Source organism: Glaciecola sp. 2405UD65-10, assembly GCF_048820975.1.
Taxonomy (GTDB): domain Bacteria; phylum Pseudomonadota; class Gammaproteobacteria; order Enterobacterales; family Alteromonadaceae; genus Glaciecola.
This window is the reverse complement of record NZ_JBMEUF010000001.1, coordinates 403025-425312: the sequence shown is the minus strand read 5'-3', so window position 1 is coordinate 425312 and position 22288 is coordinate 403025. Positions and strand designations below refer to the sequence as shown.

Here is a 22288-nt window from a genome sequence, read left to right as displayed (position 1 = left end):
TTAAAAAGTAATATGTAAATAAAACGTTATTTAATAATGGTAGAGTAAAATCACTTACCCTTAAATTGTCATTTATGACATAATAAAAGCTAAAAGCGACACATATTCATTGTATTGATGGTTAGCCTATTACTTTAATTGATAATGCATTGGGAACAAGGAAACACTAAAAAATGCCTTACTTTAAGCCTTTTAAAGTCATTATTGTGGGATTTGATGGCGCACTAGCGAGTGCGCTTACAGGTGCACTAGATTTGTTTTCGTTTACCGGCGTTAGTTGGCAACGTTTCTCTAATCAAGAGTTAGAACCACGTTTTACCGTTGAAATTGCGAGCTTATACGCAAAGCCTTTTCGCTGTAGTAATAGATTGGTCATTCAAGCCCATTGTGATTTAAATGACGTGACCGAATGTGATTTAGTGCTAGTTCCCACCATTGGAGACTCACTAGATAAAACCATTCAAGCCAATCTAGCGTTAATACCGCATTTAAAGCGTTTAGCGAAAACCCAAGCTGATATCGCAAGTAATTGCAGCGGCGCATTTTTACTGGCTGAAGCAGGCTTACTGAATAACAAACCCGCTACCACACATTGGGGATATGCTGAAAAACTTAAAACTGAATATCCACTCATTGATGTACAAGATAAGCAACTGGTTACCCAAAGTGATAACATTTTCTGCGCCGCCGGCGGGAGTTCTTTTTATGACTTGGGCTTGTTATTAATAGAGCGATACTGCGGGCGGGAAATAGCCAATCAAGTAGCAAAAACCCAAGTGATTGATTCACGACGCTCTGACCAACGTGTTTATGCCAATACAAAATTATTTAAACGCCATCCTGATCCTGTGGTCGCGCAAACCCAAGATTTTATAGAATTACACTACAAGCAAAATCTAAATGTGGCTGATTTAGCGCAAAAAGTGAGCGTAACAACACGTACACTGAATAGGCGATTTCAAGCAGCTATTAACTTACGTCCCATTGAATATATTCAAGCTATTCGGGTTGAGCAAGCAAAACGTTTACTGGAAACCGGCCAAGGAAACATCAAGTCTCTAGCCAATCTGGTAGGTTATGAAGACACTTCCTCCTTCACGCGCTTGTTTAAAAAAACCACCCTGCTTACACCAAAAGAGTATCAAGATAAGTTCTACAGAGCGTCTATTTAAAGTCAAATGTTTGACGTTTCTGTTATAATCCACAGCGACCTAAAACGGGCGTAAACAAAGACCCGTCACACACAACTTTTAACTTGTTGTTTACAACATTTAATGGACACATAATATGACATTATTTAAGCAATCTATGCTCGCATTATCTATTGCGGGTGTTTTAACACACGCCAGTGCACAAGAATCAGATAATACTGAAGCAGAAAAAGGCCTTGAAACCATTACCGTTACAGCACAAAAACGCACACAATCCATTCAAGATGTGCCTATCTCTATTGCTACCTTAAACGGTGAAAAGTTTGAAAACTTATTTTCAGGCGGTGATGATATTCTAGCCTTAGCGGTAAGAGTGCCTGGATTATATGCCGAATCTTCAAATGGCCGTGTTGCCCCGCGTTTTTATATACGTGGTTTAGGTAATACTGACTTTGACTTAGCGGCATCACAGCCGGTATCGGTAGTTATGGATGATGTAGTAATGGAGAACGTAGTATTAAAAAGTTTCCCATTATTTGATATTCAACAAGTTGAAGTTATTCGTGGGCCACAAGGCACTCTGTTTGGCCGCAACACAACCGCAGGTATGGTTAAGTTTGATTCGGTAAAGCCATCTGAAGATTTTGACGCATATGTTAAAACCTCAATAGCAAGTTACGGCACATTTAATCTTGAAGCGGCTGTTGGTGGTAGTTTAGGTGACGATTTAGCAGGCCGTTTTTCAGTACTTTCACAAAATCGTGATGACTACATAGACAACGCAATGGATGACAAATCTAGCGATGTAATTGGTGGTTTTGATGAATTAGCGTGGCGCGGACAATTACTATATACCCCCAATGATGATCTAGATATTTTATTTCAAGTTCAAGGCCGTGATTTAGAAGGCACAGCATCAATATTTCGTGCAAATGTGTTTGATCTTGGTTCAAATAATTTAAATCAAAATTATGATCGTGAAACCGTTTATTATGATGGTAATTTAAATGGCAATGGGTTTGACAACAACCCGCAAAAATATGAAGGTTTCGGTTCTACTTTAAAAATTGATTATGACTTTGGTGATGTTACCCTTACTTCTATTACCTCGTATCAAGAAGCTGATGGCTTTAGCCTAGGTGATGTTGACGGTGGTTTTGGCAACGGTGATACCTCGCAACCAGGTTTTATCCCATTTTCAGCTGTTACTCAAGATGACTTACAAGATTTAGAACAAGTAACCCAGGAAATTCGTTTTGCAAGTGATACCAATGATGCCCTATCTTGGCAAGCTGGTGCATTTTACTTTGATTCATCTTTTGGTGTTACTAGCCGCGACGGATTTTTCGGTGATACTACCGTATTTCATGAAAACACTACTTGGGCAGTATTTGGCCAAACATCTTATCAAGTAAATGACAAATTAAGTATTACCGGCGGCGTACGCTACACCCATGACGAAAAATCACTTGAAGTAGGCGCACAAAACGTGAATAGCTTTGCGCTTTCAATTGGCGCAGCAACAATTGATGACTACGCACCAGTAAACGTTGATGACGGCCAAACCAGTTTTGAGCTAAGTGCAAACTACAAGCTTGATGACGACGTGTCGCTATTTGCACGTTACGCAAATGGCTTTAGAGCACAAAGTATTCAGGGGCGTGATATAGCGTTTGAAGGGCAACCTTCGGTAGCTGATGCTGAAACTATAAACTCAATTGAAGGTGGTATTAAAGCTGACTTTATGAATGATAAGCTGCGTATTAACGCGGCAGTTTTCTATTATGAAGTGGATGATTTGCAAATATCGGCAATTGGTGGAAGCAGTAACGGAAATGCTTTATTAAATGCAGATAAAGGTAAAGCGGCCGGTTTTGAAATTGATGCCCAATACTTAGCAAGTGAGAATTTATTGCTTACTGCAGGTTACAGCTATAATGATACCGAGCTTGATGATGCTGATTTATTGGTATCGCCTTGTGGCGGTGGCTGTACCGTCACTGATCCAACAAATTCAGATGGCCAAGCTTTTGTAGATGGCAACCCATTCCCTCAGGCTCCAGAAACTACCTTTAGCTTTACCGCACGTTACGCTGTTCCTGTAGGTGATGATGGCGAGTTATTCGCTTACACTGATTGGTCAGTGCAAGGGCGTACTAATATGTTTTTATATGAATCAGTTGAATATAAAACTAATAAGCAGTTTGAAGGTGGTTTACGCCTAGGTTATGAAAACTTCGCTGACGGTTACTCAATTGCGTTATTTGGCCGCAATATTACTGATGAAGATAACGTAAAAGGCGCGATTGACTTTAACAATTTGACGGGTATTGTGAACGAGCCTCGTATTATTGGTATTGAAGCGAAAATGTCTTTCTATTAAGCAAGTCAGTTTTGCAGAAAAGCCAGTCTTATGACTGGCTTTTTTATTGCCTATATTAATCCTATTCCACATTTAAATTGAGGTACAAACATTTTGCCCATTCTCTCTTCAAACGTATTTTTATTCGCTGTGTGTGCTTGTGTTTGGGGTTCTACTTGGATTGCCATTAATTATCAAATACACGATATGCATATTATGTTATCAGTTGCTCTTCGCTTTGGCTTAGCTGCCGCTATTATGGGAATATTTTGTTTAGTAAAAGGCATCAGCTTAAAGCTACCATTTAAACAACATAAACTAATCGCCTTGGCGGGTGTGTTTTTATATACCATGGATTACTCTTTCCTATACGCTGCACAACAGCATATGATCAGCGCCCTGCTTGCAGTATTAAGTAGTACGGTTATTTATTTCAACGTGATTTTACGGCGCGTGATTATGGGTAAAGCCATGCGTACTGAGGTGATACTAGGAGCGACCGTGGGTTTAGTGGGTATTGTCATGATATTTTTGCCTGAATTTGAAGCCTTTAGCACTCAGCAAGGCATTGTGGTTGGGCTTATGTTTGCCACCGGTTCATTTTTATCTGCGGCGCTTGGCAATGTGGTATCTGAAAAAGTATTATCTGGCGAAATTAGGGTTTTACAAATGAATTTTTGGGCGATGACGTATGGCGTAATCGTTACTGTTACAATTGCCATAATAAGCGGCGCTAAACTTATTTGGCCCAGTGAAAGCTCATACTACATCTCTTTATTATATTTGGTGGTATTTGGTTCTATTATTGCGTTTGGCGCTTATATGCGTTTGCTCAAGCAAATTGGTGCTGATAAGGCAGCTTATGTTGTGCTTGTTTACCCGGTAGTTGCCTTGGCCATATCAACCGTTTTTGAGGGCTACACGTGGAGCTTACTCTCATTGTTTGGTGTTGTATTTGTATTATTTGGCAATGCTATTGCCATGGGTAAATTAAACAAGATATTGTCTATCTCATAAATGAAAAAGCCGCATAACGTTAAAATACGCAATGCGGCTGTTACTGTTTACCACCATTTATGCGGTTTTGGTTTTACTATCCTCACCTTTAAACCATCCAATTATGGCTCTCATATTCGTTTTAAAATCATCTAGAATAAGATACAAGGATGGAACCAATAACAAGGTAATTACCGTGGCAAATAGTATTCCGAAGGCTAATGAAATAGCCATTGGTATAACTATTTGAGCCTGCAAGCTCTTCTCAAATACAATGGGCAGCAGGCCCATAAACGTGGTTAAAGACGTCAAAATAATCGCTCTAAAGCGCTGAGTACCAGCACTTAATACCGCATCCATTAAAGAGTAACCTTCTTTTCGTGCTCTATTTACAAAGTCTACCATTATTAATGAGTCATTCACTACAACGCCCGATAAGGCAATAATTCCGCATATTGAAAGTACGCTAACGGCATGACCTAAAATTAAGTGCCCTATAATTGCGCCTACTAAGCCAAAAGGAATAACCGACATAATAATAATGGGCTGTGAATATGACTTTAAGGGGATAGCCATAAGCGCATATATAGCTAGCAAGGCAAACAAAAACCCTTGGGCAAGTGACACCATAGCTTCTGCCTGCTCGCGCGAATTACCTTGTAATTTAAATACTACATTTGGATAACGCTCAAGCATTTCGGGTATCACATTTTTCACTACATCACTTGATACTTCGCCTGGGTCAATAATATCTTTGTTAACTTTTCCATTAACAGTAATTGAGCGCGAACCATCTACGCGAATTATACTTGCATAACCTTCAGCTAAGCGCACGTCAGCCACTTGATTAAACGGCACATCATCACCGTTAGGCGCTCTTACTCGCATATTTTCTAGGTTTCCAACAGAATTACGCTCTTCTTTTGGATATCGCACCATTACTTTAATTTCTTCATCTTCACGCTGTAAGCGCTGAGCTTCGGCACCGTAGAATCCATAGCGCACTTGTTGGGCTAGTTGCGATAAACTAATGCCTAACGCTTCTGCTTGAGGTTTAACTGATAACTGAATTTCATCACTGCCACCGCTAAAGGAATCAGTTACTTCCGTTACACCATTATAGGCCTCAAGATAACTCTTAAGTTCTAATGTAATATTTTTTAGTTCTTGAATATTACTTGAACTAAATTCAAATGATAAATCGGTACCGCCACCTGGGCCGCCTGGCGCGCCAATATTAATTGAGCGCACTCCTGGGATTTCTTGCATATGTTTGCGCCAAATTTCCTGCATTTGTTTATCACTTAGCTCGCGGGTTTCTCCCTTTGTAAGTTCAATAAACAATTGCCCCGAAAGAGTGCCTTGGTCAAACGCTAATGAATGCTTAATGGCTGGACTGCCTGTTTTATCAATAACCTCTTCATCCATTTTATCAGCTGAGCGTAATAGTTCTTCAATGGCTTGATCACGTTGACGTAACGATGATCCCGCTTCCATTTCTACACTGGCAATTAGAAAATCAGAAGGTATGTCAGGGAAAAATACAAAGCGCACTAGGCCGCCAGCAAACAGGCCAATAATCACTATAAACATGGCAACAAATGACGCTAAGGTAGTGTATCGATTAACTACCGCTTTTCGTAAAAAAGGTCCATAAGATTCATGAATGAAAGAATGAATTCGCTTATTCATTCGCTCGCGTAAACGTTGAAAGAAGTTTGCTGTTTTTGGATCATAAGGCTTAATCTTCATGTGCGCTAAATGTGCAGGCAAAATCAACTTTGATTCAATAAGTGAGAAAATTAAGCATAGAATCACCACCATACCAATGGTTTTCCAAATAACGCCAAACGTGCCACTTACCATCAACATGGGCGAAAACGCAGCTATCGTTGTGAGCACGCCAAAGGTCGCCGGCATGGCCACCTTTTTAACACCGCGAATAATATTATCTACGCTATGGCCGCTTTTATCCATTTCAGAATAAGCAGACTCCCCCATAATTATGGCGTCATCTACTACTATTCCCAGTACTAAAATAAAGCCAAATAAGCTTAATAGGTTAATTGATACCGCTATATGCTCCATGGGCATAAACATTAACGTACCTAAAAAACAAACAGGTAGGCCAACCATTACCCAAAAAGCGAGTTTTAGTTTCAAAAACAAAGATAAAACAATGAATACTAAAAACGCACCCATAAACATGTTTGATAACATCATATTTAAGCGGTCAGCTAAATAAAATGAACTATCACCCCATGAATCTGCATTAACACTGTTTGGGAGTGTCTTCTTCTTTTTCTCTAAGTATGCGTTAACACTCTTTGATATCTCAAGAGCATTTTGATCACCTACGGCGCGCACTCTAATGTTCATCGCGTTTTTATTGTCAAACTTCGCAAAGTTGTTGTCTTCAATAAATCCGTCATTGATAGAAGCTATGTCACCAATTAATAAGCGTGTGCCGTCACTTCGATTAATTAACGGGATACTGGCAAAATCCCACGCGGTGTATGCTTGGCCTTTGGCTCTAAGCAAAATATCGCCATTTTCCGAGCGAATTGAACCTCCCGGAATATCTATGGAAGTTCGTCTAATGGCGTTAACTACATCGTCAAAACTTAAGTTATAGGCTTGTAGTTCAATTTCGGATATTTCTACTGACACCTCATAATCACGGGCCCCAAAAACGCTTACATCAGAAATACCTGACAAATTCGCAATGTCATCGCGCATTGATTTAGTTAATTCTTTTAACTCACGCTCCGACACATCACCGTAAACTGAAACCCACAGCACGTCTTGTTGTGCTTTTATTCGATACACTACTGGTTTTTCGGTATTAGCAGGAAAAGTCGAAATGGCATCAACTTGCACTTTTACTTCATCAAGTAAATTTTGTACGTCGTAGCCATCCTCAGCTTCAATTGAAATAGAGCCTAAGCCTTCCCGGGCGGTAGACGTGATCTTTTTAATGCCCTCTAAGTCTTTAATAGCCTCTTCAACTTTTAGAACAACACCCTCCTCTACTTCCTGTGGTGCTGCACCTAAATATGGAACCTGTACACTAATCACATTAATTACAAATTGGGGGAAAACTTGCTTTTGAACCGTAATAATGCCAAAAATTCCGCCCAAAATGATAAATATCATGAGCAAATTTGCTGCAACATTATTGCGAGCAAACCACGCAATTAAGCCTGATTTCGTATCTATTTGATCACTCATAAGCTTAACTCTTCTTTATTGGTATTTTCATCATTAGAAGGCTCGGGCTTGTCATTTATAAAGCGCACAGGCATACCATTATAGGGAGTAGATACCGCACTCATTACAACTTTTTGATCAAGCGGCAAACCACCGCCAATGTATACAAAGTTCTCATCAGTTCGCACCACGCTAACTGAATTGATTTGGATTTTTTTATCCTCTGTTACGGTTAGAACGGTTCCATCTAGGCGCATAACAAAGCGAGGAAGCTTCACTATCCCTTGGGCTATAACACCACTTACTGCGGCGCTTACAAAACGGCCAAATTTTAATGCACTTGTATGTGAATTACCTTTTAAATTGTAAGGGTCTTTCACTTCAACCACACCGTATATTACGCGTCTAGCTTCATCTAATACGGCTTCATCTCTTACTAAAAGGCCCTGCCAAGTGTGTTGCTTACCCGCAACAGAGGCTGTTAGAGTCACCTTCGCTTGTTCTTTAGAAAGATCACCAATAAAGGCTACGTCGTTATCAGTAAGTGGCAATCTGACTTCAGCCACATCAGTAGAATACAATTCACCCACTTGCGTACCTAAAGGAACAAACTGTCCTAAATCCACTAAGCGTTGCCTAACCAATCCGTCGTAGGGCGCGGTAATTTTCGTTCTTGCTAAGTTGCGTTGGGCACGCGCTAAATTGGCCTTAGCCCCCTTTAGGTTAGCTTGCTCTCGCGCTAATTGGGGTTTACGAAGCCCTAGTTGAGGAGGAATTCCACTATTTATAGAACTCCATTCTTGCTCTGCTACTCGTCCTCGAGCGACTTCTTCATCTAATAAAGCTTGCGCTCGAGCTAATTCAGCTTCAGCCAACAATAAGTCGGTTTGGTAATCGTCACTTTCGAGCTCAAATAAGACCTCACCTTTTTTAAAAAAACCGCCCTCGTTAAAGTTATCTGATATAGAAACTACCCGACCGCTAACCTGAGCGCTCAGCATTGTGGCATTTTTAGGTTTCACTGCGCCTTGCGCATAGACTAAAAACTCTACCGTTTCTGAAAAAATGGGTTTTGCATCTACTAGAAAATCTTTAACAACGACTTCTTTTTTCTCTGGTGGTGCCTTTGACGCAACAATTACAATGAATAAAATTATAGCGCTTAATAATATTACGATGGGAATTGCAATTCTTTTTACACGAATACTCATGTACGACCCTTTAAATGAATGTGTTAAACGCAGTCGATTATACGCAAGTTTTTGATAAACAGACTAGTTTACACGCCTTGACTTGGCCATAAAAACACACATATTTTGTGTCTAAATGTTACAAGTGTAAATTGACGCGGTAATTTACACTCAATAAATGTTTAAATAGGACAAAAAGCAATCTTTTAAGCATGCTTAAGTGATAAGCAATCATAAATGACTGCAAGAATTATTCACTAAAAAGCTAAAAAAAAAGCGGTGCCTAAATAGACGCCGCTTTTTATTATATGTGTTGCTTCGCTAATTACATCGAAAGAATTATAGCGCTGCTTCTAGCTTTGGTAATTCTTCAAATAAGTCACCAACTAAACCATAATCGGCAATTTGAAAAATAGGCGCTTCTTCGTCTTTATTAATCGCCACTATTACTTTTGAATCTTTCATGCCCGCTAAGTGTTGAATAGCGCCTGAAATACCAACAGCAATATATAACTGTGGAGCAACAATTTTACCGGTTTGCCCTACTTGCATGTCGTTTGGAACAAAACCAGCATCTACTGCCGCTCGTGACGCACCAATTGCTGCGCCTAACTTATCGGCAATCCCATTAAGTAAGGCGAAGTTTTCACCATTTTGCATACCACGGCCACCTGAAATAATAACATCAGCTGCCGTCAACTCTGGGCGCTCTGATTCAGTAAGTTCAGCCGATACAAAGTTTGATTTCTCAGAAGCTTTAACAACAGAAAGTGCTTCTAATTCAGCACTTCCGTCATTACTCGCTGCATCAAAGGCAGCTGCTCTTACTGTTACTACCTTTTTGCTATCAGCTGATTGCACAGTTGCTATTGCATTACCAGCATATATAGGGCGAACAAACGTATCAGCAGACTCAACTTTAATGATGTCAGATATTTGTGCTACGTCTAATAATGCAGCAACACGTGGCATAAAATTTTTGCCTGTAGTGGTTGCAGCAGCAAATACATGGCTGTAGTCAGCCGCTAACTCTACAACTAAATCAGCAATATTTTCTGGCATTTGATGCGCGTATTCCTCAGCATCGGCTACAAGTACTTTAGCAACACCTGAAATCTTTTGAGCTTGCGCTGCTACATCACCGCAATTGTGGCCTGCAACAAGTATTGTTACATCACCGCCAACCGTTTGTGCTGCATGAACTAATTTATTAGTTTCTGTTTTAAGTTGTGCGTTGTCATGCTCTGCGTAAATTAAAATGCTCATGAAATCACCTTCGCTTCGTTTCTTAGTTTGTCTACTAGCGCTTCTACGCTTTCTACTTTAACACCACCTTTGCGAGTTTCTGGCGGCATGACTTTTACCAAAGTCACTTTTGATGTTAAATCTACGCCTAAGTCAGCCGCATTTTTTACATCAATAGGCTTACGCTTAGCTTTCATAATATTGGGTAGCGAAGCATAACGTGGTTCGTTAAGACGAAGATCAGTTGTTACTACTGCAGGTAAACTAAGTGCAACAGTTTGTAAGCCGCCGTCTATTTCACGAGTTACATCAACTTTGCCTTCACTCACATCAACTTTACTAGCAAACGTGCCCTGTGGCATGCCAGTAAGCGCGGCAAGCATTTGGCCTGTTTGGTTATTATCAGAATCAATGGCTTGTTTTCCTAGAATAACAAGCTCAGGCGACTCTTCTTCAACAATCACTTTTAACAATTTAGCAATTTGTAAAGAATCTAATTTAGCATCAGTTTCAATATGAATACCGCGATCTGCACCTAAAGCTAAACCTGTTCTTATTTGCTCTTGGCAAGACTTTTCGCCAATAGATACAACAACAACTTCAGTGGCTACGCCCTTTTCTTTTAAACGAATAGCTTCTTCTATCGCAATTTCACAAAATGGATTTATTGCCATTTTCACATTGTTTAAATCAACGTCTGAATTGTCAGGTTTAACCCGTACTTTTACGTTGTAATCGATAGCACGTTTTACCGGCACCAAAATTTTCATAGATTCCCCTATTTTAAAACGAATATAAATCTTTACAGATTAATGTGTTAACAAAAAAGCATAAAGCTGATAGCCAAACCGTTTACATATACACCGTTAACTTAATAACGACTCGTACTCAAACAATTGTAATTATACTTTACCATTAACGATAAAAACTTTACTAATTAACAAGTAAAGCGCAATCTATATTCAGTTAACGTGTACGTCAACCTAGATTGGTTTTTATTTAACGTAGATATTACAATGTTTTCACAGTACGTAATATTGAATTGACGAATACTGTACTATAACCCTAAATTGCTTGCGTGCGGAGAAGCCAATGGAAAGAGAAGTAATGGAGTTTGATGTAATTGTTGTAGGCGGCGGCCCTTCTGGTCTGTCCACTGCCATCAAACTTAAACAACTAGCCAATGATAACAGCCAAGATTTAAATATTTGCGTCTTAGAAAAAGGTTCAGAAATTGGTGCGCACATTTTATCAGGGGCTGTTTTTGAAACAAAAGCGCTTGATGAATTATTACCCAATTGGCAGCAAGATGGCGCTCCGGTCAACACAAAAGTGACGGGTGATGATATTTATTTGTTAAAAAATGAACAGTCCGCCACTAAATTACCTAACATGATAACGCCAAAAACAATGCACAATACCGGAAACTATATTGTTTCTATGGCTAATGTTTGTCGTTGGCTAGGTGAACAAGCAGAAAGTTTAGGTATAGAGGTATATCCGGGATTTGCTGCCGCTCAGGTTCATTATGATGAAAAAGGTAATGTAGCGGGTGTGATAACCGGTGATATGGGAGTCTCTGAAGCGGGTGAACAAAAAGACACTTACATGCCTGGTATGTTACTTACCGCTAAGTACACCGTATTTGCTGAAGGGTGCCGTGGTCATTTAGGTAAAACCTTAATTGAGAAATTTGACTTAGCTAAGGACGTAAGCCCGCAGCACTATGGCATTGGTTTTAAAGAAATTTGGGATATCCCACCGGAGCAACATAACGAAGGCTTAGTTGTTCACACCGCAGGATGGCCTTTAAAAGATGCCACTGGCGGAAGTTACTTTTACCATGCTGAAAACAACCAAGTGTTTGTTGGGCTTATTGTAGACCTTAATTACGATAACCCTCACCTAAGCCCTTTTGATGAATTTCAGCGATTAAAGCACCACCCGGTTATTGCCAATACTTTAAAAGGCGGTACACGAGTAGCTTACGGCGCAAGAGCCATTGCAAAAGGCGGCCTTAATTCATTGCCTAAAATGACTTTCCCTGGTGGGATAATGGTAGGTTGTGAGGCCGGTACGCTAAACTTCTCTAAAATAAAGGGCAATCACACGGCCATGAAATCGGGAATGATTGCGGCTGAAACATTGTTTGAACTATTAAAAACAGAACAAGCGGTATGTGACCCAGTACAATACGCTGAAAATTTCAAAAACTCATGGGTGTATGACGAGCTTTATGCATCAAGAAACTTTGGCGCTGCCATACATAAATTTGGCAACTTTATTGGCGGAGCTTACAACACTATTGACCAAAACATTTTTGGTGGAAAACTCCCGTTTTCCATTAGTGATTCAAAGCCTGACTATGCAGGAATGAAAAAAGCCGCCGACATGCCCAAAATTGATTATCCAAAACCTGACGGTAATCTTAGTTTTGACAAACTCTCTTCTGTGTTTTTATCAAACACCAATCATGAAGAAGACCAACCTTGTCATTTGCATCTTAAAGATCCGAGTATTCCAATTAAGGTTAACTTGCCAGACTTTAACGAGCCGGCTCAGCGTTATTGCCCAGCGGGTGTATACGAAATAATTGAGCAAGCTGATGGTGAAAAGGCCTTCCAGATAAACGCGCAAAACTGCGTTCACTGCAAAACATGTGATATTAAAGAGCCTCAGCAAAACATTAATTGGGTGGTTCCTGAAGGAACTGGCGGCCCTAATTATCCAAACATGTAGGCAATTGTATAAATGTTAGAAACCTTACATTACCAATCTTATGGTCGCAGCGATAGCAATGCGCCCTGCTTAGTGCTTATACACGGGCTTTTTGGCAGCGGTGACAATTTAAGTATGATTCGCCGCCATTTTGAACAAGATTATCGTGTAATTAGTTTAGATTTACCCGACCATGGGCAATCTCCTTGGTCAAGTGCATTTAGTTTTGAAGACTACGCGCAGCAAGTCATTCTTACCCTAAGCTCCTTAGGTATTGAAAAGGCCAATATAGTTGGGCATTCACTAGGTGGCAAAGTAGCAATGTACGTTACCTATCTGAAACCTGAATTAGTGCAAAAATTGGTTGTTGTTGATATTGCACCAGTTAGCTATGAACCGCGCCATAATAACGTATTAGACGGCTTAACATCGGTAGACCTAAGCAAAATTGATTCAAGAAAAGCGGCACAAGCGAGCCTTGAAGAATTTGTTGAGGATGCAGGTACTCAGGCCTTCCTACTAAAAAGTTTGTATCAAGACGCAGCTCAATGGAAGTGGCGTTTCAATGTTGATTTAATTGTTAGGGAGTATTTAAGTATGGCCCATTGGCCGCTAGAAGACGTAGAAATATTTTCTGGCGACGTGTTATTCATTAAAGGGATAAAATCTAACTATATTACTGAAAAACACCAAAGTCGCATTTTGAAACAATTTCCAAATGCTAAAGCCAAAATGGTAGATGCGGGGCATTGGTTGCACGCTGAAAAACCAAGTATTGTTAACAAGCTAATCACCGAACATTTACAAGATCAGTGATTAGCGTAAAGTTTTAGAAAGTTTACAGCGAAAATGCGCGCAAATTTTCTCTTTTTGCGCATTTATATGGTAATATCCGCGAAATTTTATTGATATTGTATCTTAAGTATGTCGCCAGATAATTTTCAACACATTGAAGCAATTGTTTTAAATATAACCTTAGTAGGGTTATTTTTGCTTATGGGCTACGCGGTTCATGATGTGATGAAAAAAAATGATGTTCCCAAAATAGGTAGATTCGTCGCTTATGGCGTTTTAGGCCTAGGAGCACTAGGTTTTGTAGCTAAAGGTATAATTCAAGTGGTATATATGTCGTCAGGTGTTTCAGGCTAAACATCGGCGCAAGAATTCTGGAGTAAGCGAATGGCAAGTGTTGGTTTATTTTTTGGTAGCGATACAGGTAACACTGAACATATTGCAAAAATGATCCAAAAAGAGTTGGGTAAACAATTAATAGAAGTGAAAGATATAGCTAAAAGCACTAAAGAGCAGATAGCGGAGTTTGATCTTCTTATTTTTGGTATCCCAACTTGGTATTACGGTGAAGCCCAATGTGATTGGGACGACTTTTTTCCTGAACTAGAAGAAATAGATTTTGAAGATAAGCTAGTGGCTATTTTTGGTTGTGGTGACCAAGAAGACTATGCTGAATACTTTCTAGATGCAATGGGTATGATTCGCGATATCGTTGAGCCAAAAGGCGCCATATTGATTGGCCAATGGCCTAGTGAGGGATACGATTTTGAAGCATCTAAAGGCATGGCCGATGACGACCATTTTGTTGGTTTAGGAATTGATGAAGACCGCCAACCAGAACTGACTGACGAACGCGTTAAAGCTTGGTGTAAGCAAATTCATGAAGAAATGTGCTTAGCAGAATTGTAGTCAACGGTTGACGTATAAGGAGTGTTGGGAAACTATGGATTGTTGGTCAATACTAGGTATTCAAAAAACGCAAAACAAACAACATATAAGCAGTGCGTTTGAAGCATTCGTTAATTCACATGAAGCTACAGAGCATGAGCAGATACAAACACTGCGTCGTGCTCAAGCTTTAGCTCTCCAGTACGCAGACTTCACAAGCACAGAAACACAATTCTCCGCCCTATTAGATAAAGTACTAAGTGAGCCCGTCAAGCGCCAAAATAACGAATATTGGGCACCCGTGCTTAGCGCCTTGCATCAATTAGAAAGCATAGAAATTGATCGAACACGCGCTTACGTGTTCGCAATGTTCATTAATCACTTCGATGATAAAGATGTAGCTATTGAAGGCCGCTTAGTGCCACAAGATATTGTACAGCAGTTTTCAGAAACCTATAATTGGGAATTTAATCGCCCAAGCCTAAGCCAATTTTTTGTAGAAGAAAAAATAGAAGTTGTTTTAAATTATTCAGTCATAAGTAGCCCTAGTTCGTTGAATAAACGCGATTCACTGCAACCTATATTTAGTAAACGTACACTTTTTTTAAATATTGGCCTTGGTTTGTTTATATTTGGGGTGTATTGGATGTATAAGCAATCTAATGAGCCACCTCCAAGCATAGAAGCCCCTGCCCCCATAAGTTTTGACACCAACTTATTGGCGTGCAACAAAGTGATTTCTGCAGAGCCCACCGAGGATTTTAATACTTGCCTTGAGTTTGCTAAAAACGGAAATATGGCAGCACAAAAAAGAATGGTTTGGGCATATTCGCGTGCAGGCGATTATTTAGATTGGCAAGAAGTATTTAATTGGTTAAAGGTAACCCAGCGCTACGAGCAAAAAGCAAAGATTTTGTCTTTTGCGGTTATGCACTTTATGGGTAATACGCCTGAATTAAAAGAAATGGGGGAACGTGGTTTAACGCGTTTAGTCAATCAAAATCAAGCCAATGCAAATGTTGTATTAGGAACAATGTATGCCTTAAATACAAATGTTCTTCCGCAAAGCAGCAATCCTTTATGGTTATTTGAGCGCGCATATACAAAAGATCCCAATGTACTTGCCCCTATAGACTTATCAACTATTTTTGCCAACGGTTATTTATCTAAGCCCCAACCTGAAAAAGCAAAAAGTATATTGCAAGATACGGCTGAAAAGTATTTTCCGAATGGCACTAACAATGTAGCCTGGTTTTTATCAACACTTGATCAAAATACTATTGCTGATCCTTCATTTGCTATTGGCCTAGCGAAGCAAGTTGTAGAAGATCCTAAATACGCTACCACACATACATACGTTGACACATTAGCAGCTACCTACGCCGCAAATGGGCAGTTTGATTTAGCGATTGCAACACAGCAAGAAGCAATAGGCCATGTTAAAAACTTAGAGATAAGTGACGAAAACAAAGAAAAATTAGTGAGTGAATTTACAGCGCGTTTAACAATGTATAAAGAACAAACTAAAGTTGTTGAAACAACCTTACATAAAGACAAAACAGTATTCTTTGAAACCTTACAAAAACACACCTTGAATAGGCTATTAAACAGCTTTTATCAAAATATTACCGCCCCAAAACCAGAGCTTAAGCCGGAACAATAAATTTAGCTTTCTGCAGGGCGTTTACAAAGTAAACTTGCCCACAGCTTCTTTCAATGCATTCATATGTGCTTCAATCTCATGATTAGCGTCATTCGAAGCTTTTGCCGTATTAGCTGAACTTCGGCTCAATCGAACAATAGTCTCCAAACGCGATACCACATCTTCAAGCAATGAATCTTGCGCGGTAGTATCATCTACAATTTTATGGTTAACAACGGCCAATTGATTAATTTCCGTTCTTATTTGATTAACTTTAGTAGTTACTTGCTCTGTTAACTCGGCCCCACGGGTCACCTGCTCTGCACCTTCATTCATAGCACTTACTGCTTTTTGTGAATCTTGCTGTAAATTAGCAATCATTTTTTCAATCTCTGCAGTGGAGTTTTGAGTTCGTGTAGCAAGCGTTCGAACTTCATCAGCAACCACAGCAAATCCACGCCCCTGCTCACCCGCTCTGGCCGCTTCAATAGCTGCATTTAAAGCCAGTAAATTGGTTTGCTCGGCAATTGTTTTAATGACATCAAGAATACTGCCAATTTTATTGCTGTTCTCACCTAATCTATTTACTATTTCAGCACTATGTTTTGATTGCGCAGTTTGTTGCTGTACTTGCTGTAAGCTTTGATTCACAAGCGCTACCACATTGTCACTTAGTCCAATTACGTCAAATACTTTGGTGTCAGCTTGTTTAATTTGTTCAATATTACTTAAGCTTGTATCTTTTACTTTGTGAGTAATTTCTGAAGTAGTATCAATTTGTTTTTGCTGCGAAGCGGCTTCATCAAGTGATTTTTCACCCATAGCAATATTTTGTGTGGCAACATCCCTTAAGGTGGCTTCTTTCTCATGAATACTGCCAACTAACGCTCGTAAGGCTTCAATTAAACGATTGACGTTTTTGGCTAAAACAGAAAATTCATCGCACCCCGAATCATCCATTGTTTTGCTTAAGTCTCCCCGGCTCAAAATTTCTAAGCGTGTATTTACTTGGCCTAAGGGAATAGCAATACTACGCGTAGCTATTATAGCTAAGCTTACAGTTGCAATTATGCCTATTACTGAAATTATCACGCTTTTTAGTACACTACTTTGCACTGAATCTAGTATATTTTGTTGACCTATAAGCGCGTCATTATTCACTACATCAGAGAGCTCATTTAAATGGGCTATTGTGCTTGTTACCGCATCATCGGCTAGCTTTCTTTCACTTGTAGCCTTTGCTTGTGCATCTAGTTGTGATTTTTTAATCACAAACATGCCTTTGTTACTGCTCAAATGTTGCAACATAAGTGAATATTGCTCATCAAACATCGCAAGTATGCCTTGGTCATCAATTGATTCTGCCACTCGCTTTGCATAATCAACATCTACCTTTACATTACTCAGGCTATATTCAAGGTTATCGATAATATCTAAAGTCTTTTGGGGATCTGTTTCTCTAAATAACTCTTTAATTGAGCTCAGCATTAAACCTAGCTTATTATCTATGTTAGTAGACATACCAATAAGGTTTTCTAAATCTCTTGTGTTTCCTTCCAAATAACTTAAATCGAGCATTAATGCACTGGCCTCATCAGTGCTGTTAAGTGCGTTATCATTTGCAATAGCTAGATTTTCACTCGCTACCAGAGCAGATGCCTTACTATCAAATAAAGCCTGACTGGCCTTAAAGTATTGCTCACTTGCAAGCACTGCTTGTTGAAGCTTTTCGTTGTTTTTACTTGAAACAAAAGCATTCAAATTTTTTAATTCTTCTTCAAACTCAACTTTATACTCTTCAAAATCGGCTCTAATAATATCTAAATGAGGAAGCTCGGTTTCAAAATAAGCGATGTTCGTTATTCTAGCTAGAATGAGAATATTTTCATTGACCTTCGCCGCAGCGTTTTGCATTGGCATTTTTTCAAAGGCAACGATTTCAGCGGAGTGCTTAATATCACGCAAACCGAAGTATGATAAGACGCTAGTGACGACAAGAAGCACAGCTAAAGACACGAATCCAATAATTAATTTTTGCACAACACTAAAACTAAATACTGCTTTTTTTGCTACCGAATCTTTTGACTTCATAATTCGTTCACCATGTAATTAAAAATTTAAGATTTAACAATATTATTATTACGGCAGATGCTGATAATTCTTTAAATCTAGCCTATAATGTTAAAAAATTGAGTAATCGAATTAATTGGATTTGCAAGCGCATGGATCAAAATAAAGAATTAAAGAAAGCGGGTTTGAAAGTAACCTTACCAAGAATCAAGATTTTAGAGATTCTTCAAAACCCGAAAAATCAACACATTAGCGCTGAAGACGTTTACAAACTATTAATAGATATGGGTGAAGAAATTGGCTTAGCGACTGTTTACAGAGTGCTCAACCAATTCGATGATGCTGGATTGTTAAACCGTCATCATTTTGAAGGTGGAAAATCGGTATTTGAAATTAGCCACAAAGCTCATCATGATCACTTAGTTTGCTTAAAATGTGGCAAAGTTGTCGAGTTTGAAGATGACACCATTGAACAACGCCAAGAAGCTGTAGCTAAAACCCACGATATGAAACTAGTTAACCACAGCCTTTACTTATACGGTGAATGTAACAAACCTGATTGCGACAACGACCTAGACGATTAAGTAAAGCAGCCCGCTTAGCGCGGCTTTATTTAATCATAAATTAGCGCTTACAATTTAAATTTATATTTATTGTAAGCGGTTTGGGCCTTTTGCCAAAGAGGCCCTGGTATTCCGTCATTGATTTTTCTATCGTCTACTTGAACAACCGGCCCTATTTCTTTACTCGATGATGTTAACCATACCTCGTCTGCAGTGCATAAGGTCTCTACGCTAATATCCTGCTCACTCACTTTAAAACCACCATCTTTATGCATCGCTTCTAGAGCAATGTTGCGCGTAATGCCTGGTAGCAATTGATTATCAAGTTTAGGTGTCATAATTATCCCATCTTTCACCACAAACACATTGCACGCTGCGGCCTCAGTTAGCATTTTCTGTTCGTTGTACAATATAATTTCATCCACTCCAGCATCTTGGCCTTGTTGAAAATGCATCACATTCCCTAGCAAAGAGGTTGATTTAATATGGCAACGTTGCCAACGTTTATCTTCACCGGTAACAACTTTATAGGTTTTAGTTTTATCTATTTGTACGCTTTGTGATGGACTTATTTCAAAGGCATAAGCAAATATTGTTGGTGCGATATCTTTTGGATATGCGTGGTATCGCTTAATATCACAGCCTCGGCTAATATGGATGTAAACAGATACAGCTGTACTTTCAAATTGCCCAATTAAGGTTTGAATAATATCAGCCCATTCACTGAGTTCGGCCTTATAGTTTAACGATATTTCAGATAAGCCTTTGTTCATCCGCGCTAAATGCAGGCCCAAACCTACAGGTTTAGCGTCATAACAAGGAACCACCTCGTAAATGCCATCACCAAATAGAAAACCGCGATCCATTGGCGATATTTTCGCTTCTTCTTGCGCTAAGAATTCGCCGTTTAAATATACTTTATGACTCATTTTCGTCCTTAATATTTGCTGCTATTACCTTGCTACTTATAGTGTTTAACGCTTGCTGCATTTTTATAAAATCGATACTACTTTTTGCAATTGACTGCGGTGAAAACTGAATGTGTTGCCCGCTGGTACATTGGGCTAATAAAGCCAAGCCTAATCTTGATACGGTGGCAATAATTGGATAGCCACCAATGGTTTGGCGATCGTTTCTCATTATAATCGCTTGTCCGTTTCCTGCAATCTGAATTGCACCAAGAGCTACCGCTTGCGAGGTTAAGGTCCTTGAACTCGATTCAATTTTAGGCCCAATTAAACGCACGCCCATTCGGTCGGCTTTGTCACTTACTTGATACGTAAAAGCACTGAAACGAAGTTTCTGTAAATCAGAAAAACAATCGCTCTGATACGTAAAATGCACCGGAATTGGCAGTGCATTTTTTTCGCTATTATTTTTTAAGTTTTCCAAACTTGCGAAAGATGCCAACACGGGAGGAAGTGCAATCTTTGATTGCTTCAATAGGCTATTAATTGAGGCCTCACTTGTTTGCATTCTAGGTGTTGCTAGAAATTCGTCGCCTACTTTCATCCCCTCACCGTTAGCGTGAAAGCCACCTATGTTTTCTCGCTTGGTTCCGCCAGCACTGCATAGGAACAATGGCAAATCAATTGCACAAGAGCAAGCAATATAGTTAATCCAGCCACATTTTACATTGCGTAAGGTCAATGTGTTATTTGGCCGCACTAACACGGTTTCACCAATGGGCACTAATTCGTTATTAATACGCACTTGTGCCTGTGCACCCGTTACACAAATTAGACATTTATTTTTAAACAATAGCGTAATATTACCGCCCATAACTTCAATTGCAGGCTGGCTTAACTTGTTTCCACACAAGGCATTAGCCAAATTAAAGTTAATAGTGTCTAAGGCACCTAATTGTGAATAGCCGTTTATTTGAGCGAACTTACGCCCAGCATCTACCCAATGCGCGTAAAGCCCTAAGCCCTTTACGACTATCATGAATTTTCCTCTGCTTGCTGTAAAAATACATCAACACTAATGGGCTCAAAAACAATTTCGTCACCTACTGCAAAGGTAAATTCAGTATTATTCAGTAGAACCAAAGGAGTATAACCAATAATATGCCAGCCACCTGGTGATTGCCCTGGGTAAATCGCCGTTTGGTTATCAGCAATAGCCACTGCGCCAGCTGGAACTTTTATTCTAGGCTCTTCTAAACGAGGGGTTTGCAATGATTTATTTAGCTCACCTAAGTAAGCAAAATTGGGCATAAAACCCACCGCATAAACTCTGTATGCGTGTTTGCTATGCAGCTCTATAATTGTTTCTTCGTTCAAGCCTGAATGGCTTTTAATGCTTAGCATATCATTAGGGAGGCTTGGACCTAATGGTTCATAACAAACCGGAATTCTATAAGTGGTTTGCGTGTTTGTATTCTGACTACTCACTTTTACATCGCGTAAAAAATGACTCAATCCATAATGGTCAATAAGCAAAGGATCAAACTCAAGCAGTAGTCCTGTGTAAGCGGCCACGCAATCAATTAACCACACTGGGCGGTTTTGTTCAATGGCAGTCATCCACGCTTGTACTTGCTTGTTTTTATCAAGTAAGCTCATGTCACTTGATATTTCACCCACCTCGAGTAAAACAGCGCTTTCATTTAACCATTGCAGTGAAACATTGGGGCTTAAGGCTTGTTTAGGGGCAGATTCAAACATCATACAACTAACAAAGAATGAATCTTTTTACACAGCGCAATGGCATGGCTATTGTCGGAATGCACGCACAAGGTGCTAGCATTTAATTGCAGTGTTTTACCCGTTACGGTAGTCACTGAGCCCTTATATATAATGTTATGTGCTTGCGATAAAGCCTGTTCGTTATTTAATACAGCATTAGGCTTACTTCGACTTTCAAGAGAACCATCATCGGTATAGGCTCTATCAGCAAAGGCTTCTAAAATAAGCTCAACATTATGCTTACTAGCCGTTGCTTGATATTTCGCGGCACTTTGCGTCGCTTGAATCATAAGCGGATAAGGTGTGTGGTAGGTATTGATTGCCTCAACAATATGTTCGAATACAAGCGCATCACGCATCATATCGTTATACATGGCACCGTGGGGTTTTACATGGTTTACGCGCAAGCCTTGGCACAATGCCAGCCCTTCTAAAACGGCAATCTGAGCATGAATCATAGAAATCAGTTCTGCCTTACTAATTTGCATGCTTCTGCGCCCAAAGCCTGTTAGGTCAGGGTATGAAACATGGGCACCAATTTGAATATTATGTTCCTTAGCTAAGCGAATTGCATTTTGCATAACAAGTGGATCACCTGCATGATAACCGCAAGCTATGTTCGCTAAAGCGATGTACGGCATTATGGCTTCATCGTCTCCCATTTTCCACGAACCAAAACTTTCACCCAAATCTGCGTTTAATTGCATGTAATCTCTCACCTAGTTTGTAAGACTTTGTTATACTCTGGTTTTATCATACAAGATAGTACAC

The 22288-nt window shown here is 39.6% G+C and carries 18 protein-coding genes; 9 read left to right on the top strand and 9 right to left on the bottom strand.

The window, feature by feature from the left end; genetic code table 11:
* Positions 1 to 173 precede the first annotated feature (173 nt).
* From ACOI22_RS01905 to ACOI22_RS01895, 3 genes are all read left to right on the top strand, one after another.
* Entirely contained in the window at positions 174 to 1172 is a 999-nt protein-coding gene (locus ACOI22_RS01905) for a GlxA family transcriptional regulator (RefSeq protein ID WP_420669643.1), read from the top strand.
* Between the two features lie 115 nt (positions 1173 to 1287).
* The gene (locus tag ACOI22_RS01900) at positions 1288 to 3534 is read left to right on the top strand and encodes a TonB-dependent receptor (RefSeq protein ID WP_420669641.1); all 2247 of its coding nucleotides are present in this window, start codon (positions 1288 to 1290) and stop codon (positions 3532 to 3534) included.
* Positions 3535 to 3627: 93 nt separating this feature from the next.
* Positions 3628 to 4530 carry a DMT family transporter gene (locus tag ACOI22_RS01895; RefSeq protein WP_420669639.1) on the top strand — a complete coding sequence of 301 codons (903 nt, stop codon included), beginning with the start codon at positions 3628 to 3630 and terminating at the stop codon, positions 4528 to 4530.
* A gap of 57 nt (positions 4531 to 4587) precedes the next feature.
* Here ACOI22_RS01895 and ACOI22_RS01890 read toward each other — a convergent pair whose 3' ends face one another.
* The 4 genes from ACOI22_RS01890 to ACOI22_RS01875 form a co-directional block, all read right to left on the bottom strand.
* The gene (locus ACOI22_RS01890; protein WP_420669637.1) at positions 4588 to 7740 is read right to left on the bottom strand and encodes an efflux RND transporter permease subunit; all 3153 of its coding nucleotides are present in this window, start codon (positions 7738 to 7740) and stop codon (positions 4588 to 4590) included.
* On the bottom strand, positions 7737 to 8930 hold the full coding sequence (locus ACOI22_RS01885) for an efflux RND transporter periplasmic adaptor subunit (RefSeq protein ID WP_420669635.1): 1194 nt from the start codon (positions 8928 to 8930) through the stop codon (positions 7737 to 7739). The genes ACOI22_RS01890 and ACOI22_RS01885 overlap by 4 nt, the downstream gene beginning before the upstream one ends.
* Positions 8931 to 9248: 318 nt before the next feature.
* The gene (locus tag ACOI22_RS01880) at positions 9249 to 10175 is read right to left on the bottom strand and encodes an electron transfer flavoprotein subunit alpha/FixB family protein (protein ID WP_420669633.1); all 927 of its coding nucleotides are present in this window, start codon (positions 10173 to 10175) and stop codon (positions 9249 to 9251) included.
* Entirely contained in the window at positions 10172 to 10924 is a 753-nt protein-coding gene (locus tag ACOI22_RS01875; protein ID WP_420669631.1) for an electron transfer flavoprotein subunit beta/FixA family protein, read from the bottom strand. Before ACOI22_RS01875 ends, ACOI22_RS01880 begins: the two co-directional genes overlap by 4 nt.
* A 322-nt stretch (positions 10925 to 11246) precedes the next feature.
* On the opposite strand from ACOI22_RS01875, the gene ACOI22_RS01870 reads away from it, so the two are divergent.
* The 5 genes from ACOI22_RS01870 (at position 11247) to ACOI22_RS01850 (ending at position 16215) form a co-directional block, all read left to right on the top strand.
* Complete coding sequence (locus ACOI22_RS01870; protein ID WP_420669629.1) at positions 11247 to 12893, top strand: electron transfer flavoprotein-ubiquinone oxidoreductase; 1647 nt, start codon at positions 11247 to 11249, stop codon at positions 12891 to 12893.
* A gap of 12 nt (positions 12894 to 12905) precedes the next feature.
* Positions 12906 to 13688: an alpha/beta fold hydrolase gene (locus ACOI22_RS01865; RefSeq protein ID WP_420669627.1), complete on the top strand. Its 783-nt coding sequence runs from the start codon at positions 12906 to 12908 to the stop codon at positions 13686 to 13688.
* Between the two features lie 108 nt (positions 13689 to 13796).
* Positions 13797 to 14021: a DUF2788 domain-containing protein gene (locus ACOI22_RS01860; RefSeq protein WP_420669625.1), complete on the top strand. Its 225-nt coding sequence runs from the start codon at positions 13797 to 13799 to the stop codon at positions 14019 to 14021.
* Between the two features lie 30 nt (positions 14022 to 14051).
* Positions 14052 to 14573 carry a flavodoxin FldA gene (gene fldA / locus ACOI22_RS01855; protein WP_420669623.1) on the top strand — a complete coding sequence of 174 codons (522 nt, stop codon included), beginning with the start codon at positions 14052 to 14054 and terminating at the stop codon, positions 14571 to 14573.
* Between the two features lie 34 nt (positions 14574 to 14607).
* Positions 14608 to 16215: a hypothetical protein gene (locus tag ACOI22_RS01850; protein ID WP_420669621.1), complete on the top strand. Its 1608-nt coding sequence runs from the start codon at positions 14608 to 14610 to the stop codon at positions 16213 to 16215.
* A 21-nt stretch (positions 16216 to 16236) separates the two neighbouring features.
* Here the strand turns inward: ACOI22_RS01850 and ACOI22_RS01845 are convergent, their stop codons facing one another.
* A complete protein-coding gene (locus ACOI22_RS01845; protein ID WP_420669619.1) occupies positions 16237 to 18285 on the bottom strand; it encodes a methyl-accepting chemotaxis protein in 2049 nt (682 codons plus the stop codon).
* Positions 18286 to 18416: 131 nt separating this feature from the next.
* Between ACOI22_RS01845 and fur the strand changes: the two genes are divergently transcribed.
* Complete coding sequence (gene fur, locus ACOI22_RS01840; protein ID WP_420669617.1) at positions 18417 to 18848, top strand: ferric iron uptake transcriptional regulator; 432 nt, start codon at positions 18417 to 18419, stop codon at positions 18846 to 18848.
* Positions 18849 to 18895: 47 nt separating this feature from the next.
* Here the strand turns inward: fur and ACOI22_RS01835 are convergent, their stop codons facing one another.
* Genes ACOI22_RS01835 through ACOI22_RS01820 form a run of 4 tightly spaced genes read right to left on the bottom strand, consistent with a single transcriptional unit; the run spans position 18896 to position 22224 of the window.
* Positions 18896 to 19756, bottom strand: a complete 861-nt coding sequence (locus ACOI22_RS01835) for an aminotransferase class IV (protein ID WP_420669615.1) — start codon at positions 19754 to 19756, stop codon at positions 18896 to 18898.
* Positions 19746 to 20774, bottom strand: a complete 1029-nt coding sequence (locus ACOI22_RS01830; protein ID WP_420669613.1) for a biotin-dependent carboxyltransferase family protein — start codon at positions 20772 to 20774, stop codon at positions 19746 to 19748. Before ACOI22_RS01830 ends, ACOI22_RS01835 begins: the two co-directional genes overlap by 11 nt.
* Positions 20771 to 21499 carry a 5-oxoprolinase subunit B family protein gene (locus ACOI22_RS01825; RefSeq protein ID WP_420669611.1) on the bottom strand — a complete coding sequence of 243 codons (729 nt, stop codon included), beginning with the start codon at positions 21497 to 21499 and terminating at the stop codon, positions 20771 to 20773. The genes ACOI22_RS01830 and ACOI22_RS01825 overlap by 4 nt, the downstream gene beginning before the upstream one ends.
* Positions 21496 to 22224, bottom strand: a complete 729-nt coding sequence (locus tag ACOI22_RS01820) for a 5-oxoprolinase subunit PxpA (RefSeq protein ID WP_420669609.1) — start codon at positions 22222 to 22224, stop codon at positions 21496 to 21498. Before ACOI22_RS01820 ends, ACOI22_RS01825 begins: the two co-directional genes overlap by 4 nt.
* Positions 22225 to 22288: the final 64 nt, after the last annotated feature.